The sequence below is a fragment of the Corallococcus sp. AB045 genome, from assembly GCF_003668895.1.
Taxonomy (GTDB): Bacteria; Myxococcota; Myxococcia; order Myxococcales; family Myxococcaceae; genus Corallococcus; species Corallococcus coralloides.
The window spans coordinates 1-16954 of sequence record NZ_RAWN01000029.1; the positions used below are offsets into that span (position 1 = coordinate 1).

Genomic DNA, 16954 nt, shown 5'->3' on the forward strand with positions numbered 1-16954 from the left:
GGGTTGGGCAGCTCGCCACGGAAGCGGTAGGTGGCCCCCGCGCGCGTCTGGTGGCCCCAGCCGCGCGAGCGCAGGTGGAAGAGCAGGTCGTGCGGCTCCCACTGCTTGAGCGCTGTCTGCGTCTCCTCCGACGCCGGCACGTCCAGGCCGTTGGGGACCAGGATGCCCGTCTCCGCCAGCAGGCGCACCAGCTCGCGCAGCGTGAAGGACTCGATGCCGGTGTTGAACTGGTTGAGCCGCGCCAGGAGCGTGGGGCGGGCCATGTCGAAGAGCAGCGACACCACGCGCCGGTCATGCAGCGCCGCGGTGGCGTGCACCGTGGGGCAGTCCAGCACCGCGCGGCCCTCCGCCATGCGCGTGTGCGCGAAGCGAGACAGCTGCAGCGGCTGGGCCGCGTCGAACGTCGCGCGGTGGCGCAGGAACGACGCGGACGCGGGCGTGAGCGTCAGGAGCAGGTTGCCGCGCTCCTCCACCGTCCACGACAGCAGGCCGCCGTCTCCGGCCAGGTCCAGCCAGTACCAGGCGAGCGTCGTGTCCGAGCCCGCGGCGGCCGGCACCTCCGTCTCATGGATGCCTCCGTCCGCGAGCGACTCGAAGACGGCGCGCACACCGGGGGCCAGCGGGCCCAACCGCAGTGAGCGGCCAGGGCCCTCCACGCGCGCGTCCTCCGCGTCGGGGCAACGCAGCGCCACACCTTCGGCGAGCGACAATCTCATTCGTGCGGCCTCACGGTTCCACACCGTAGAACCGAGTCGGGTTTTCCCAGAGAACCTTTCGTAGACGACTTTCGGTCATCACGTCACGCAAGGACAGCATCGCACCCAGCACATCCTCGCCGTGGTCCAGATGGGGGAAATCGCTTCCGAATACCAATCGGTCCTCCGGGAGGTGTCGCACCACGTCAGACAGGTACGGTTCGTCCGGTTCCATGGAAACGAAGCAGTGCTGGCGTAGGTACGAGGAAGGGAGCTGTCGGATGGTGGCGGAGACCTCTGCACCCACAGCGCGATATTCCTCATCCAGACGCCACGCCCAGTACGGAAGCCACCCGCAGCCGGCCTCCATGGCGCCGATGCGCAGGGCCGGGTGCCGCTCCAGCACGCCCCCCTGGAGGAGCGCGAGCAGCCCCATCATCAGCTCCATGGGGTGGGCGCACACGTGGTTGGCGAAGCGGGTGTCGAAGCGGTCCGCGCCCGCGGACGGCACGTACACGTGGCCGCTGCCGTGAAGCACCACCGCGAGTGAGAGCTTCTCGCACTCGGACCAGAAGGGCTCATAGGCGGCGTCCGACAGCAGGCGGCCTCCGATGGGGTTGGGGCGCACCATCACGGCGCGCCAGCCGAAGCCCGCGACGCGGCGGACCTCCGCGACCATGGCCTCTGGCTGGTGCCGGCTGATGAGCCCCACGCCGCGCAGGCGCTCCGGCTGGTGCGCGCAGAAGCCGTGCAGCCAGGTGTTGTAGACGGACGCGAACGCGGTGGCCACGTGGGGCTCCAGGGGCGAGAAGCCCTCCAGGAGCAACGCGTAGGTGGGGAACAGGGCCGCCATGTCCACGCCGTCGCGATCCATCTGGGCCAGGTACACGTCCGGCCGCTGCAGCAGTTCATTGCGCCCCAGCTGCGCGTAGGAGCGCGCGGAGAACGCCAGCCAGGCCTTCTCCGGCATGTGGTTCCACAGCGGCTTGCCGTCCACTTCCGGCAGGGGCAGCACGGGCAGCAGGCCCTGGGGGCCCAGCCGCTCCAGGCGCTCCTCCAGCGTTTCGTCCGGGAGGCGTCCCGGGCGGGGCGCGTGCCGGCGCAGGCCGGGCTCCAGCTGCTCCGCCCACAGGCTCAGCGGCTCCAGGACGTGCCGGTCCGCGTCGAAGATGTGAAGGCCGTCGCGCATGCGTCAGGGTCCCCAGCTCGCGAGCTCGTCGCGCACGTCCTTGAGCAGTGCTTCCAGCAGGCCGGTGCGGCGCGCCTGGGTGCGCAGGGCCCGCTCCTCCGAGACCTCCAGCGTGCCCGGCTGGCCACCGCGCGCCGCCACCGCGCGGTCGCACAGCTCGCGAAGGAACTCGTGGTGCTGCGGCTGGAGCGCCTGGAAGCCTTCGCCCCAGCGGGCGACGAAGTCCACCAGCACGTCGCGTGAGGCCTCCGGCACGTCGCGGCGGTCCGGCAGGTCGCGGCTCAGGCGCACGAAGAGGTCCGGGAACACGTCGCGCATCGCGGTGGCGAAGCCCGGCGGGACGTAGACGGGCTGCGTGTCCGGGACGAGGTCGCCCTGGCGCTCGGCGGCCAGCACCGCGTCGAAGTCCGTGAAGAGTCGCTCATGGCGGCGGCGCTCGTTCTGGTTGCGCGCGAGGAAGAACACCGCGCGCGGCAGCATCGCCGGGGCGGTGCTGCGCACCTGGGCGAGCGTGTCCCCCAGGGCCTGTCGCTCGGACGGCGTCAGGGCCCACGCGGCGGTGGCTTCGCGGAGGAAGCGGTCGGTGACGGCCTCCGGCCAGTGGGGCTCCTCCACCTGGGGTGGGCGCTGGATGCCGGCGATGAAGCCCCGGATGCGCTCGCAGGCGGCGTCCCAGGTGGACAGCCGCTCCACCAGGTCGCGGAAGCCTTCGAGCAACTGGGGCCGCGTCATGCCCAGGGGCATCACGTTGAGCACGATGGCGCCCCGGTCCTTCGCGTGCGCCCTGCGGGGCGTGGCGAGCCGGCCTTCCGCGCGCAGCCGCGTCCACAGCTTGGTGCCGCGCGGGGCCTGGAGCGGCGCCACCACCACCCAGGGCAGGTGGGTGCGCTGGATGTTCGCGTGCAGCGAGTCGAAGACCGCGGGCGTGTCGTGGTCGAACCCGACGATGAAGCTGCCCCGGGGCCCGATGCCGTGCGCCTGGATGTGCAAGAGGTCGCCCACGAGGTCCGCGCGCACGTTCTGGTGCTTCTGCGCTTCCTTGAGCGCGCCGGTGTCGAAGGACTCGATGCCCAGGACGATGGTGTAGAAGTTGGCGTCCGCCATGCCTTCCAGCAGCGCGGCGTCGCGGCTCAGGTTCATCGTCACCTGGGTGAAGAAGCGCAGCGGACGGGGCAGTGCGCGGTTGAGGGGCACCAGCCCCGCGAGCACCTCCTTCGCGTACGCCGCGTCACCGATGAACTCGTCGTCCGCGAAGAAGACGCCCTCCGCCCCGAGCGCCGCGTGGGCGCGCACCTCGTCCAGCACTTGCTCCACGGGCTTGTGCCGCTGCTTGCGGCCGTACAGGTAGATGACGTCGCAGAAAGAGCAGTCGAACGGACAGCCGCGCGTGGTCTGCACGGAGCCCCACGCGTAGCGCGGGAGGTCCGCCTCGATGGCGTCCCAGCGGGGCAGGGGGCTTTCGTTCAGCGAGGGCTTGTCGAGCTGACGGTACTCGGGCGCGTACTCGCCCCCGAGCCAGTCCGCGAGGAAGCGCGGCCAGGTGCGCTCCGCCTCGTTGACGAAGAGGGCGTCGAAGAAGCCCCGGTAGTCCTCCGGCGCGGCGGAGATGGCGGGGCCGCCCGCGACCACGGTGGCGCCCCGGTCGCGGAAGTGCCCGCCGAGGAAGCGCGCCTGGTAGGTGAGGGCGGAGTACATCACCGACACGCCGACGATGTCGTAGTCCGGAAGCTCCGTGTCCGCGCGCAGCTGGCCGTGCAGCTCCTCGTCCCAGATGTCCACGGTGAAGGCGTCCGGCGTGAGCGCCGCGAGCGTCGCGCAGGCCAGCGGCGTCATCGTCGCGCGCTTCACCAGGCCTCGCTCGGGATCGAAGTCCTCCGTCTCCCGGTCCACGTGGCGCCGGTCGGGGCCGCACTGGACCAGGAGGATGCGAGGCTTGGGGTCAGGAGGCGGCGCCATCGCTCAGAAGTAGAAGGGCACGGGGTTGAGCTGCGCTTCGGTCTTCGGGGCCTTCAGCCACCCCATTCTCACGGGGACGTCATACAGCCGTCCGGGGCCCAGCCGCGGCCAGAAGTGGCGCAGCCCCGGGACGATGACCTTCACCGCGGATACGCCCACGTCGGGCCGTGATTGCTCCACCACCAGCGTCTCCAGCCCCACGCTCGAGGCCCGGGCCACGCACTCGCGCACGTCATCCCGCAGGTCGTTGTGCCCCACGTGTGGGAAGTCTGCGCGGACGCGCGCGGGGACCAGGTCGTTGGGGAAGAGCCAGCTGACGTCGCCGTGCGCGCTGGCGTCCCAGGGGGACGGAGCCACGTCCTTCGGGTCGTAACACTGGGCCACCTCCGTGAGCGCGCGCTGCACGGCGAGCTTCGCGTCGAAGTGGCAGCCGCACCCGGCCCAGGCCCGCCCGCGCTCCGGAGACCACACGAGCGCGGCGAACACCGGGATGCCCAGGTCGTGCGTGAGGTCCAACACCGACAACGTGAGGCCGAGCGACTGGTAGTGCGCGCTCACGGACGCGAACCACGGCTCGTCGAAGGAGCGCAGGTCCACGCGCGGACGGCGCAGGCGGTTGTACCACCAGAGCGCCACCGCATCGCGCTCCACCAGCTCCAGGAAGCCCTGGAGGATGGCCTCCTCCACGCAGTTGCCCGCGGCGTTCCCGTTGGAGTTGAAGAAGCAGAACGGCCCGTCTCCGAGCGGGGACGTGGGCGCGAAGAGGTACGCGAACGACGTGGGCACGTACTTGTGGACCCCGTGCGTGAGTGAGTACGCGGGGCTCCAGTCCATGGGTTGATCCGCGTACGGACGGGGCACCGCGGTGCGCATGTCGCGGCTCGCGCTTTCGGGCCGGGCCTGGAACTGCGCGGCGCTGAAGTGCTGGAGCATGTCCGGGTGCACGGCCTGCGCGCCCAGCTGGGACGCCGTGGCGTGGACTCGGGGCTCGTCGCCCTGGAACACCGCGCTGTAGCGCTCCAGCGCTTCACACAGCGCGCCCGCGCGGGCCTGGGCCTCCGTGCGGCCCTTGCCGCTGGCCACGCGGTGGAAGTCGTCGGAGGCCGGCGCGTCCGTCCACGGGCACACGCGGAAGACGGCGGAGTGGATGTGGCCCAGCGGGGCGTCGCCCGGCACCGCGCGCAGGTCGCTCACCACACCCGTCACCGGGCTGATGAGGTGGCGGTGGCGCTCCCAGGTCTGCTCGGGCGTGAGGATGCGGTGGCCCCCGTCGTCGGTGAAGCGCTTGGAGCGCGAGGCCAGCTCCAGGGGCTTTTTCGCGCGCGCCTCCATCCAGTGGGGGTCGCCGCAATCCGGGCACTGCGGACGCCGCGCCACCGCGTGCGACTCCAGCTTCCAGGTGGCGAAGTCCAGCGTCCACAGCCGCGTCTGTCCCGGGCCCCCGGGCCCATCCACCACCCAGCGGGCCACGAGCGTCGCCGCGAAGGACAGCCCCGCCTTCGCGGTGGTGGGCAGCCCCGTACGCGGTGGGCGGATGGCGCGCGGCGGGGTGCCCTTGCGCGCGAGGTACTTCTCGATGGGGCGGTTGTCCAACAGCCGCGCAGTGAGGCACGTCCAGCAGGCGCGCTCGCCGGAGTCCACCACCGGGCCCGCATGGCACGCGGTGCCGGACACCTTCAGCGGGAGGAACGCGGCGCCCGCGCTCCGGGCCTCCTGGGCCAGCGCGAGCGCTTCGGTCGACAGGTAGTCGTCCACCAGCAGCACGCGGCGGTCGGCGTCGTCGCGCACTTCCAGGCCGGTGTCGCGCAGCGCCTCCGCCAGACCCTCGCCATCCTCGCCGTCCACCGCGTGCACGGAGACGGACACGTCCAACAGCCGCCCGGCCGCGGTGGCCGCGCCCACACCCAGCGACTCCCAGAAGCCGGCGACGCTGGCGTCGAAGACGTCGTGGGCCTCCTCCACGTGCCCGCGCTCCTCCAGGAGCGACAGCGCGTAGAGCACCTCCGGCGCGGAGGCCCGTCCCGCCAGCGCGGCGATGACGTTCTCCACGGTGCGCTCGCCATCCAGCAGGGGCACGATGCTCGCGTGCAGCTCCCCCTCCAGGAGGAACTGGGCGCGCTCCCCGACGAGGAACACGCGTCGCGCGTCGAGCACCTCGGCGCGCAGGTGGGGCTTGATGCGGAGGACTCGGTCCATGGGCAGGCGGTCGAGCCTACCCGGTAGCCCCCGCTCGTGGATACGACCCGGCCCCGGCTTCCGGGAGCCCGGACCCCGCGTGGTAGAACGCCGCGCATGGCCCGCATCCCCCTGACGCAGAGCGCGCGTGTGTCTCCGGTGTCCCTCCACCCTCCGCTCCGGAGCCGCTCCGCCACGGGAACGGTGGAGGTCACCCTGCTGCTACGTCACGGGGCGCCGCTGCCCACGGTGGAGGAGCTGTGCGCGAACCCGCCGCGCCGCCCGCTCACCCACGACGAGTTCGAGGCGAAGTACGGCACGAACCCGAAGCACCTGGCCGCCGTGCGGCGCTTCGCGAAGAGCCACGGACTCACCATCACCTCCGAGCGGCGCGACCGGAGCTACGTCGTGCTTCAGGGGTCCACGACCGCGATTCGCAAGGCCTTCGAGGTGGACCTGCGGCGCTACACCCACGGGAAGTCTTCCTACCTGACCCACACGAAGCCGGTGACCCTGCCGCGCGCGCTGCAAGGCGTGGCGGAGTGGGTCCTGGGCCTGGACACGCGGCCGCTCGTCACCCACAACGCGGCGGCCCTGCCCATCCCCGAAGAGATGGCGAAGCAGGCCGGGCTGCGCACGTACACGGCGCCCCAGGTGGCGAACCTCTACCGCTACCCCCGCAACCAGGGGGAAGGCCAGTGCGTGGGCATCATCGAGCTGGCGGGCGGCTACAAGCAGTCGGACCTGGATGCGTACCTGAAGTCCGTGGGGGTGGAGCGCACTGCGCCGGTGGTGAACGTGGGGCCGAACAAGGCGGGGCTCCTCAACACCGCCTCCAACGCGGAGGTCACCATGGACGTGGAGCTGGTGGCCTCGGTGTGTCCGGCCGCGAGCGTCGTCGTCTACAACGCGGGGTCGAAGGACTACTCGCTGCGCGACTACCACCGCGTGCTGGCGGAGGCCATCAGCGACCGGGAGAACCGGCCGTCGGTGCTGACCACCAGCTGGTCCTTCTACGAAGGGTCGCTCATCCAGCAGGGCGAGGAGCTGGCCTTCGAGCGGCTCTTCATCGAAGCGGCGCTGTTGGGCATCACCGTGTGCGCCGCGTCCGGTGACCTGGGGTCGCAGGTGCCGGTGAATGCCCACTCGCCCACGGGCGCCATCACCCTGGCCGCGACGAGCTACCCCGCCGCGAGCGCGCTGGTGCTGGGCTGCGGAGGCACCACGCTGGAGGCGGTAGGGGACGTCCTCCACCACGAGCGCGTGTGGAACCGCCTGGGCGAGGCGATGTCCATGGGCCCCAGCTCCACGGCCGCGGGCGCGAGCAGCGGCGGCGTCAGCACCATGAACGCGCTGCCGCGGTACCAGCAGGGCATGGGCGTGCCGGACCTGGTGAAGTCGTCATGGAAGAACGGCGTGTTCGAAGTGTCCCGGAGCACCGGCCGGGGCGTGCCGGACGTCGCGGCGAACGCGGACCTGCACACCGGCTATCAAATCGTCTTCAAGGGCCAGCAGGGCGTGGCCGCGGGCACGAGCGCCGCCGCGCCCATGTGGGCCGCGCTCATCGTCCGCCTCAACGAGGCGCTGGGGGAGCGCGTGGGCTTCCTCCACCCCCGGCTGTACGCGCTCGTCACCGAGGGACAGCCCGTCGTCCGTCGCATCACCCACGGCGGCAACGGCGCCTACTTCGCCAGCGACTCGACGCTGTGGAACGCGTGCACGGGCCTGGGTACGCCGGATGGCGAGGCGCTGCTGACGGGCCTGCGCAGGCTCCAGCGCCGCAAGCACTGATGGCCTCCTCGGGCATGTGGCTGCGCACCACCCTGAAAGCCATCGTGACCGTGGGAACGGTCTTCGGCCTGTTCCTGGGGTATCTGGCCTGGCGGCTCCACCTCGCGGAGCAGGCATTCCTGGCCCGGCCGACGGTGCCGGGGCGGATGCTCGCGATCTCGGTGGAGACCGGGCTCTCGAAGTCCAGCCGCTATTGGTACGTGAAGCCGCGTTACGCCTACGAGGTGGATGGCCGCTCGTATCTTGGCGAGACCCTGTCCAACGTGTCTCAGCGGGAGTTCCTGAGCGTGCACTCCCAGCCCAGCGCGGAGCTGACGGCGTATCTGGCGCGCTACCCGGTGGGCGCCACGGTGAAGGTGCACTACGCCCCAGGGGCCCCGGAGCGCAGCGTGCTGGAGGTGAGCACGGGCGACGCACGCGTTTTCATGTGGGTCGCGGGAGCGTTGGGCCTGTCCGCGGTGCTGAGCGCGTGCGGCCTGCTGTTCCTGTTCGTGCGGTCACGGCGCCTGGCGGACGGCCTGGACCTGTGAGTCCACCCGCGGGTGCCGCCCGGTGAGCGAGGCCAGGACGATGATCAGCTCCGCCGGCTCGATGGGCTTGGGCACGTGCATCTGGAAGCCCGCGAGCAGCGCCCGGGTGCGGTCCTCCATCCGCGCGAAGGCGGTGAGCGCGATGGCCGGCGTCTGGCTTCCCTGCGCCAGTGGCAGGGCGCGCAGCCTGCGGATGAAGGAATAGCCGTCCTCTCCCGGCATGCCGATGTCGGAGATGATGACGTGAGGGCGGTGGAGCTGGTGCTTCTCCAGTGCTTCGCGGGCGCTGGAGGCCGTGAAGACCTGGGCCCCGCGGCTCTCCAGCACCACGGTGAGCAGCTCGAGCGCGTCTGGCTCGTCGTCCACCACCAGCACCTGCAGGCCCTTCAGCACTCCTGAATCGAGCGAGGGCACTTCCTGGCGCGCCTGGACCTGGACGAGGGGCGTGCTTCCCCGCGACGAGGCCGCGGTCGCCAACGGCAGCGTCAACCGGAAGAGGGCGCCATGGCCTTCGCCCTGGCTCGTCGCCTCGATGGTGCCCCCGTGCAGCTCCGTGAGGTGCCGCACGATGGCCAGCCCCAGCCCCAGCCCGCCATGCTTCCGGGTGGAGCTTCCGTCCACCTGCCAGAAGCGCTCGAAGATCTGGCCCAGGTAGGCCCGGGGGATGCCCTGGCCGGTGTCCTGGACCTCGATGCCGACGTGGCCCTCCACCCACCGCAGTCGCACGGTGACCTGGCCGCCCCGGGGCGTGAACTTGATGGCGTTGGAGAGCAGGTTCCAGACCACCTGCTGCAGCCGGTCCGCGTCGCCGTGGATGGAGCCGGTGCCCGGCGGCAGCTCGGCGCAGAGCGTGACGCCCTTCGCCTCGGCGGCGTGCCGCACCGAGTCCAGCGCCGCCTCGATGAACATGCCGGGGACCACCGGACGGATCTCCAGCCGCATCTTGCCGGTGATGATCCGCGACACGTCGAGCAGGTCCTCGATGAGCTGCGTCTGCACCTGCGTGTTGCGCTCCACCGCCTCCAGGGCCCGGGCGGCCTTCTCCGGGCCCAGCTGCCCCGAGCGCAGCATCCGCGTCCAGCCCACCATCGCCATCAGCGGGGTGCGCAGCTCGTGGGAGACCGCGGCCAGGAACTCGTCCTTGGCGCGGTTGGCCTGCTCGGCGCCCAGGTGCTCGGCCTTGGCCATCTCGAACAGCCGGGCGTTGTCGATGGCGATCTCCGCCCGCCGCGCCAGCTCCTGCACCAGCTCCAGGTCCCGCGCGCCGTAGCGGCGGCCGGACGGCAGGGCGCACACCTTCAGCGCCCCGAAGACGCGCCGCTGTGCCCACAGCGGGACGATGATCCACGACCCCGGGCGGATCCGCGCGTCGTCGCCCGTAGGGCCCAGCGCCTCGCCCAGAGCCTCATGGAGGACGGCGTCGGTGAGCTCGGGCACCAGCTCCGGCACGCCCGTGCGCAGCACCCGCGCGACGCCGTGGCTGGCGGTGGCGGATGGAGGGAAGGCGCGGTGCTGCTCGCGCAGGAGCGGCACCCGCGAGGCATCCACGTGGGCAACCATCGCCTGGCGCACGGGCCCGTCGTCGTCCTGGAGGTAGACCGCGCACCAGTCGCCCAGCCGCGGGAGGAGCAGCGCGGAGAGCCGCTCGAGCGTGACGGACATCTCCAGCGAGGCGGTGAGCATGGTGCTCGCCTCCGCCAGGAAGCTCAGCGTCTCCGCCGCGCGCTTCTGATCATCGATGTCCGTGCAGGTGCCCAGCCACTGGAGGATGCGGCCGTGCGCGTTGCGCAGCGGCAGGGCCTGGATGAGGTGCCAGCGCCAGGCGCCGTCCGCGTGGCGCCGGATGCGGCCCTCGCACTCGAAGGGCGCCCCCGCCAGCCGGCTCTCGCTCCACCTGCCCAGGCAGCCCGCCATGTCGTCGGCGTGGATGACGTCCCGGGGGAGCAGGGTGGCCGCGCTCCCGCTCTCCACCGCCGCGGGCCGTGGCGTCAACCCGGTGTAGTCGTACCAGCGCTGGTTGAAGTAGTCCGGGCGTCCATCCGGGCCCGCCGTCCAGACGATCTGCGGCAGGGCCTCCGCGAGCGCCCGGTGCCGCTGCTCCGCCAGGTGCAGCCGCATGGCCTGGCGCAGGCTCTGCTCCAGCCGCTCCGCGGACAACCGGCTCTTGGCGATGTAGTCGGACGCGCCCGCCTTCATCAGCTCCACGGCCATCTGCTCGCTGCCCTGGCCCGTGAGGACGACGATGGGGGAGCGCGAACCCAGGCGGCCCAGCTCGCGCAGCACCCAGAACCCGTCTTCCCCCGGCAGGAAGAAGTCCAGGAGGATGACGTCGAAGGACCGCGCCTTCAGGTGCTCCAGGGCCTCGCTCCCGCTCGTGGCCTCCACCACGTCCACCGCGAGCCCGGTCGTGCCCAACAGCCGCTGGACCAGGAGCCGGTCGACCTCGTCGTCATCCACGAGCAGCAGCCGGAGGCGCTCGGTCAGGGGAGGGGCTTCCACGGGGGAGGTCGAGACAGGGGTGTCGCTCACGTGAGGCGTTCCTCGGACCCGGGCCAGGTGAAGTGGAACGTGGCGCCCGCGCCTTCGGCCGACTCGACCCAGGTCCGGCCGCCGCGACCCTCCACGAGCTTCTTGACGACGCACAGGCCCATGCCGGCGCCCTCGACCTTGTCGCGCGACACGAGCGCCTGGAACGGACTCCAGATCTTCTCGTGGTAGCGGGAGGCGATTCCCTGGCCGTCATCCGCGACGCGGAAGTGGTGGAGGGCGGGGGTGGCCTCCACCTCCACGCGGATCCGCACGTCCTCGCGGCCCGCGTGCTTCAGGGCGTTGGAGAGCAGGTGCCGGAAGACCTGCTGGAGCGCGGGGCGCTCCGTGACGAGCACCGGCATCCCGGGACCCACTTCCAGCCGCGCGGAAGGCCCGGGGGCCAGCCGCTCCAGCGTTTCGTGGATCAACCGGTCGACCGCCACGGACTCGGGCTTGTGGTGGACACGGCCTGCCCGGCTGTAGTCCAGCAGGCCATCCAGCATGGTCTCCATCCGCTGCACGCGTCCGCGCAAGAGCTCCATCTGCCTGCGCGACCCCGGGGACAGCTGCGGCCCCAGGTCCTCCTCCAGCCACTGGGACAGGTTGGAGATGCCCCGCAGCGGGGCCCGGAGGTCGTGACTGGCCACGTAGGTGAACTGCTCCAGGTCGGCGCTGTTCTGGCGCAAGGCCTTGCGCAGGCCATGGAGCTCCTCGATGAGCTCTTCCTTCGTCTTCTGGGAGTCATCCATGGGAGGGGGACGGCGCACAGGGCCTATCGCCATACCGTCCCCGCGCGAGGGCCCTCAACCCATGGGTGCGAAGTGAAGGATGGTCGACACTCTCCAGGCGCCCTCCCGAGCAGGCGTGCGGAGGGTCGCGTCAGGAAGCAGACAGTTGCCCGAAGGTGCCTGATATCCGCACGGAAGCGAACGCTAGATGCCGCGTGCTCGGGCTCCTCTTGGGTCTGGACGCCGCGCAGGCTCGAAAGGCTTGAGATGACCACCGCCACCGCCGGTGACAGGACGCTGCACATCCTGTTGATTGAAGATGACGAAGTGGACGTGATGAACGTCCGCCGCGCCTTCCAGAAGAACCACATCGCCAACCCCCTCTACGTGGCCACCAACGGGCTGGAGGGCCTGGAGATGCTGCGCAACGGCGCGGTGCCCGAGGGGCGCCGGCTGGTGCTGCTGGATTTGAACCTCCCGAAGATGAACGGCATCGAGTTCCTGCGCGTGCTGCGCGCGGACCCGGAGCTGCGGACGGTGTCCGTGGTGGTGCTCACCACGTCCGCGGACGAGCGGGACAAGATCGACGCGTACAACCTGAACGTCGCCGGCTACCTGCTCAAGCCCGTCACCTTCATCAACTTCGTGGAGGTCATGGCCACGCTCAACAAGTACTGGACCCTCGTGGAGATGCCCTGACATGACCGTGCAGTGGAAGCCAGCAACCGACGCTGCGGCCCGGGTCTTCCCCGACGGCGGAGAGCTGGGCGCGCTGTGCCGGGCGAAGGACTGGAGCACGCATCCGCTGGGCCCCGTGGACACCTGGCCCCAGAGCCTCAAGACCGCGGTGAGCATGGTGCTGGGCTCGCAGTTCCCGCTCATCGTCCTGTGGGGGCCGGAGCTCTACCAGTTCTACAACGACGGCTACCGCCTGCTCATGGGCACCAAGCACCCCGGAGGCCTGGGGCAGGGCAACAAGGAGTGCTGGCCGGAGGTGTGGCACATCAACGAGACCATCTACCCGCGCATCTTCAACGGGGAGACGGTCACGTACGAGGAGCGGATGTACCCGCTCGCGCCGCATGGCCGCCCGGAGGAGTTCTTCCTCACGCTCTGCTACAGCCCGGTCCGCGACGAGACGGGCGCCGTGGGCGGCGTCCTCGTCTCCATCTTCGACGTGACCCGCGAGGTCCGGGCGCGCAACGAGCGCGACCGCGCCCTGGCGGAGGCGCGCGCGGAGCGTGAGCGTCTGTACGAGGTCTTCATGCAGGCCCCGGCCATCATCGCCGTGCTGGAGGGGCCCGAGCACCGCTTCACCGTCTCCAACCCGCTGTACCAGCAGCTGACGGGCAACCGGGACCTGATTGGCAAGCCCCTGCGTGAGGCCCTGCCCGAGATCGCGGACCAGGGCTTCCTGCAGCTGCTGGACACCGTGAGGTCCACCGGCAAGCCCTACATCGCGCACGACGCGCTGGTCCGCCTGGACCGCAAGGGCACCGGGGCGGTGGAGGACGTCTACCTGGACTTCGTCTACCAGCCGCTCAAGGACGCGAGCGGAAGCGTGTTCGGCATCATGGCGCACGCGGTGGAGACCACGGAGCAGGTGCTGGCGCGCAGGAGCATCGAAGCGCTGGCGGCCGAGCGCGTCGCGATGCTGGGCCACATCGCTGACGCGGTGATCACCTTCGACACCGCGGGCCGCGTCAGCTTCCTCAACGAGATGGCCCGGACGCTCTACCCGGGCCTGCGCGTGGGCGAGCCCTTCGCCGCCCAGGGCTTCCGGCAGGAGCGGGGCGACGGCACGCCGCTCTCCGCCGACGAGCTGCCCCCGGCGCGGGCGGGGCGGGGGGAGCGCGTCCTCAACGAGGTGTGGACCCTCTCCACGCCCGACGGCCACAGGCTGCGCGTCCAGGGCAGCGCCGTCCCGGTGTACACCGACACCCGCGTCCATCTGGGCGTGGTGCTCACCCTGCGTGACATCACCCAGCAGCACCGCCTGGAGCAGCAGCTGGAGCTGGAGCGCAACCGGCTGACCCAGGTCTTCATGCAGGCGCCCGCTTCCATCATGGTGGCCCGCGGGCCCCAGCACGTCATCCAGGTGGTCAACCCGGGCTACGATCAGATGACGGGCAACCGCCCCCTGGTGGGGAAGACCATCCCGGACGCGTTCCCGGACCTGGCGGGCCAGGGCCTCTTCGAACTCTACGACCAGGTGTACGCCACGAAACAACCCGTGGTCGGCAACGAGGTGCCCGTGCGGGTCGCGCGCTTCGGCCGGATGGACGACGCGTACTTCAACTTCGTCTACCAGCCGCTCACCGACGAGGACGGGGGGACCTTCGGCGTGATGACCCACGCGGTGGAGGTCACCGACATGGTGCGCGCCCGCCAGCAGGCGGAGGAGCGGGCGCGGGAATTGGTGCGGCTCACCCAGGCGCTGGAGCAGTCCAACCGCGAGCTGGATCAGTTCGCCTACGTGGCCTCCCACGACCTCAAGGCCCCGCTGCGCGGCATCGCCAACCTGGCGGAGTGGCTCAAGGAGGAGCTGGGCACGAACCTCACCAGCGAGGCGCGCGAGTTCATCACGCTCCTGCACGGCCGCGTGCACCGCATGGAGGCGCTCATCGACGGCATCCTCACCTATGCCCGCGCGGGCAAGCTGAGCGATCCGACCGCCGTGGACACGGGCGCCCTGCTCAAGGAGGTGGTGGAGCTCCTGGCCCCGCCGCCCGAGGTGGAGGTGGCGGTGCAGCCGGGCGCGCCCACGGTGAGCGCCGAGCGCGTGAAGCTGCAGCAGGTGTTCCTGAACCTCATCGGGAACGCGCTCAAGTTCACGCGCCTGCACCGGCCGGATCCGCGCATCCAGGTGACGTGGCGGGACGCGGGGGAGCAGTACGAGTTCACCGTCGCGGACAACGGAGCGGGCATCGCGCCGGAGTTCCACGAGCGCATCTGGGGCATCTTCCAGACGCTGGAGAGCCGCGACAAGGTCGAGGGCACCGGCATCGGGCTGTCCGTGGTGCGGAAGATCGTCGAGACCCGCGGCGGCCGGGCCTGGGTGGACTCCGTGCCGGGTGAGGGAGCGGCGTTCCGCTTCACCTGGCCCAAGACGTGACGCGCTCCCCCGGGGCGCCCTGCCTCATCCGAGGAGGGGGCGCCACCGGGAGCGGGCGCGCGGCTACTCCAGGACGCGCTCCATGCTCAGGAAGGGCCGGGCGGCGGGGATGCCGCGGCCCTTGCAGACCTCGATGAACTTGTTGGATTCGATCATCTGGGGCGCGGTCTCGTCGTACTGGAGCACCATCACGTGGCGCAGCCAGGGCTCCTGGCCCATGGCGTAGATGAAGACCTCTTTCGGGTTCAGGTGATTGAGGATCTCTGTGGCGCGGGCGCTGTCGGAGCCGTTGAGCCGCCGCGACTGGTCCATCTTGCGCGGCAGGGGCTGGGAGAGCAGCGGGCCGTACATCCAGCTCATCGGGCCGCCCTCGCACTCCATGCCCAGGTAGAGCGCGTCCAGCGGACCCACCAGCTCCGACAGGTGCTGGTACATGCGCGGCTCCAGCGCGTTGGAGTCCGCGGCCATCAGCAGGGAGCGGCCGGCCAGCCGCACCAGGTGCGCCGTCTTCGCCTGCACCGCCAGGTCGCTGTGCTCGCCGATGAAGGGGATGCCCATCAGCGACCCGCCGGGGATCTTGATCTCCTGCAGGTCATCGATCTCGATGACGTTCTTGAAGCCCGTCTTCTCCAGCACCAGGCGCAGCGAGGGGTCCGCCAGCGAGTACGCGTTCGAGCGCGGCACGACGATGGTCCCGATGCGGTGACGCAGCTGGAGCAGCGTCTCCATCATCAGGTGGTCCGCGTGGCCGTGCGTGATCAGGACGTAGTCGATCTTCTCCGGCAGGTCCGCGTGGGTGTAGCGGCCCTGCGCGGTGGAGTGCTCGTAGCTGATGACGGGGTCGGTGAGGACGGACACCTCGCGCGTCTCCATCAGCACGCACGCGTGGCCGAAGTAGCGCACGCGCACGCCGGAACCGGTGTACGGCTCGGGCTTGCGCGGGGCGGTTTCCGTGAAGAGGTCCGCGAAGGCCTCCGCGGCGGAGGACGGCACGCCCAGCATCTCCGCCACCTGTCCGGGGCTGCCCGGGGTGTGGCGCATGCGGAAGAGGGCGTCGATGCCCTCGTGCCGGTAGGGCACCTGGAGCCACAGGGGCGAATCGCCCTCCAGGCGCGGGGTGCTGAAGACGTACTTGCGCGCGTCACCGGCCACGCGCATCAGCGAGATGCTCTGCGCGGATTCCTTGTAGAGGCTGCTGCGGTAGAGCAGCGGCTCCATGATGCGGGCGTTGGCGCGGTGGGCCAGGTCGTAGTGCAGCTCCACGAAGCCGCGGAGCATGTCCGGCACCTTGGCGTAGAGCGGCTCCAGGGACTCGCCCTTGGAGCTGGCCAGGAGCTGCTCCAGGTCCGACAAGGCCTTGGTGTAGGCCAGCATGTCCGCCTGCTCGCGGGTGGTGCGGTCGAGCAGCGCCTTCACCTCGTTCACCCGCGACACGGGGTGGTTGATGAAGGGGCCGCCCATCAGCGCCGGGTTCTGCAGCGCGGCCACGTGCACGTCCGGGTTCGCGACGAACGACTGCATCAGCTTCAGGTGCAGGCGGGAGACGAACAGCGGCGCCGTGGCGGGGGAGATGAGGTACCACCAGACGTACCACTGGTTGAACAGCGGCTCGATGGCGACATCGGGCTTCAGGTACATCGGGCGGTCGAGCATGGAGGTCTCGCGAGGGCGTCCGCCGGAACCGTGGGGCCCGGACGCACGCGGATGGGCCGCCAATTTTGACGATTCCCGGCCTGACTTCAAGGTGCGGACTTCCCGGTCAGGCCTGGAAGCAGGGGCCGCGGATCACGCTTGACGTGCCTGCCGCGTCCCATGGCGGGCAGGCGTCCCAGTCAAAGACAAACATCCTGGGTGTGGGTCATCTCGAATCGCTCGACCATTGGTGACCGCATCGCGGGCACTGCCAATCGTCCTCCCACGCGCTCCAGCCGAACACATAAGGTTGGAGGCGCTTGGGGCGGATCTGTTGCTTGCAATGTGGACACTGCTCGGGCGTCCGCAATCCGGTAGGGCTCGGAGCCACGGAGAACAGCCTGCGAAGGAACTGCATCAGCATGCGCAAGACCCGTCTCGGTAGGCTCAGCATGGGAGCCGGTCAAGTGCGATCACTGCTGCCGCACCGGACGCAGGAGGTATTCGGGGACGAAGCGCGGCGTGTTTCTGGGTTGGCCCCAGCGCTGGGGCCACCCGAGCAGTCCAGGCTGGTGCTGATCATGCGCATGGGCGCGCAGCGGGAGTGGGACGTG

General features: G+C 70.7%; 11 protein-coding genes. 4 read left to right on the forward strand and 7 right to left on the reverse strand.

The genetic code is table 11. The features are described 5' to 3' along the window. The 4 genes from D7Y21_RS09650 to D7Y21_RS09665 form a co-directional block, all read right to left on the reverse strand. The coding region (locus D7Y21_RS09650) for a hypothetical protein (RefSeq protein WP_199733950.1) at positions 1–716 on the reverse strand (716 nt) is incomplete at its 3' end. Positions 717–726: 10 nt separating this feature from the next. Next, complete coding sequence (locus D7Y21_RS09655; protein ID WP_120567993.1) at positions 727–1884, reverse strand: amidohydrolase family protein; 1158 nt, start codon at positions 1882–1884, stop codon at positions 727–729. 3 nt (positions 1885–1887) lie between these two features. Further along, positions 1888–3840 carry a radical SAM protein gene (locus D7Y21_RS09660; RefSeq protein ID WP_121712696.1) on the reverse strand — a complete coding sequence of 651 codons (1953 nt, stop codon included), beginning with the start codon at positions 3838–3840 and terminating at the stop codon, positions 1888–1890. A 3-nt stretch (positions 3841–3843) separates the two neighbouring features. After that, positions 3844–6036, reverse strand: coding sequence for a TOMM precursor leader peptide-binding protein (locus D7Y21_RS09665; RefSeq protein ID WP_121712698.1), 2193 nt, complete (start codon positions 6034–6036; stop codon positions 3844–3846). Between the two features lie 96 nt (positions 6037–6132). Here D7Y21_RS09665 and D7Y21_RS09670 point away from each other — a divergent pair, with 96 nt between their 5' ends. Together D7Y21_RS09670 and D7Y21_RS41735 are read left to right on the forward strand one after the other, a co-directional pair. After that, positions 6133–7806, forward strand: a complete 1674-nt coding sequence (locus D7Y21_RS09670) for a protease pro-enzyme activation domain-containing protein (protein WP_121712700.1) — start codon at positions 6133–6135, stop codon at positions 7804–7806. A gap of 44 nt (positions 7807–7850) precedes the next feature. Further along, positions 7851–8336 carry a DUF3592 domain-containing protein gene (locus D7Y21_RS41735; RefSeq protein ID WP_158619463.1) on the forward strand — a complete coding sequence of 162 codons (486 nt, stop codon included), beginning with the start codon at positions 7851–7853 and terminating at the stop codon, positions 8334–8336. On the opposite strand, the gene D7Y21_RS09680 is transcribed toward D7Y21_RS41735, so the two are convergent. Both D7Y21_RS09680 and D7Y21_RS09685 read right to left on the reverse strand, forming a co-directional pair. Further along, the gene (locus tag D7Y21_RS09680; protein WP_158627265.1) at positions 8304–10865 is read right to left on the reverse strand and encodes a response regulator; all 2562 of its coding nucleotides are present in this window, start codon (positions 10863–10865) and stop codon (positions 8304–8306) included. The two genes, D7Y21_RS41735 and D7Y21_RS09680, sit on opposite strands and share 33 nt — an antisense overlap. Then, positions 10862–11614 carry an ATP-binding protein gene (locus D7Y21_RS09685; RefSeq protein ID WP_158627266.1) on the reverse strand — a complete coding sequence of 251 codons (753 nt, stop codon included), beginning with the start codon at positions 11612–11614 and terminating at the stop codon, positions 10862–10864. Before D7Y21_RS09685 ends, D7Y21_RS09680 begins: the two co-directional genes overlap by 4 nt. A 246-nt stretch (positions 11615–11860) precedes the next feature. Between D7Y21_RS09685 and D7Y21_RS09690 the strand changes: the two genes are divergently transcribed. Continuing rightward, the gene (locus tag D7Y21_RS09690; protein WP_120567987.1) at positions 11861–12292 is read left to right on the forward strand and encodes a response regulator; all 432 of its coding nucleotides are present in this window, start codon (positions 11861–11863) and stop codon (positions 12290–12292) included. Position 12293: 1 nt separating this feature from the next. Beyond that, positions 12294–14708, forward strand: a complete 2415-nt coding sequence (locus D7Y21_RS09695; protein ID WP_121712705.1) for a PAS domain-containing protein — start codon at positions 12294–12296, stop codon at positions 14706–14708. Positions 14709–14771: 63 nt separating this feature from the next. Here the strand turns inward: D7Y21_RS09695 and D7Y21_RS09700 are convergent, their stop codons facing one another. After that, positions 14772–16361 (reverse strand): MBL fold metallo-hydrolase, encoded by a 1590-nt coding sequence (locus D7Y21_RS09700; protein WP_121712707.1) that lies wholly within the window; start codon positions 16359–16361, stop codon positions 14772–14774. Positions 16362–16954 lie beyond the last annotated feature (593 nt).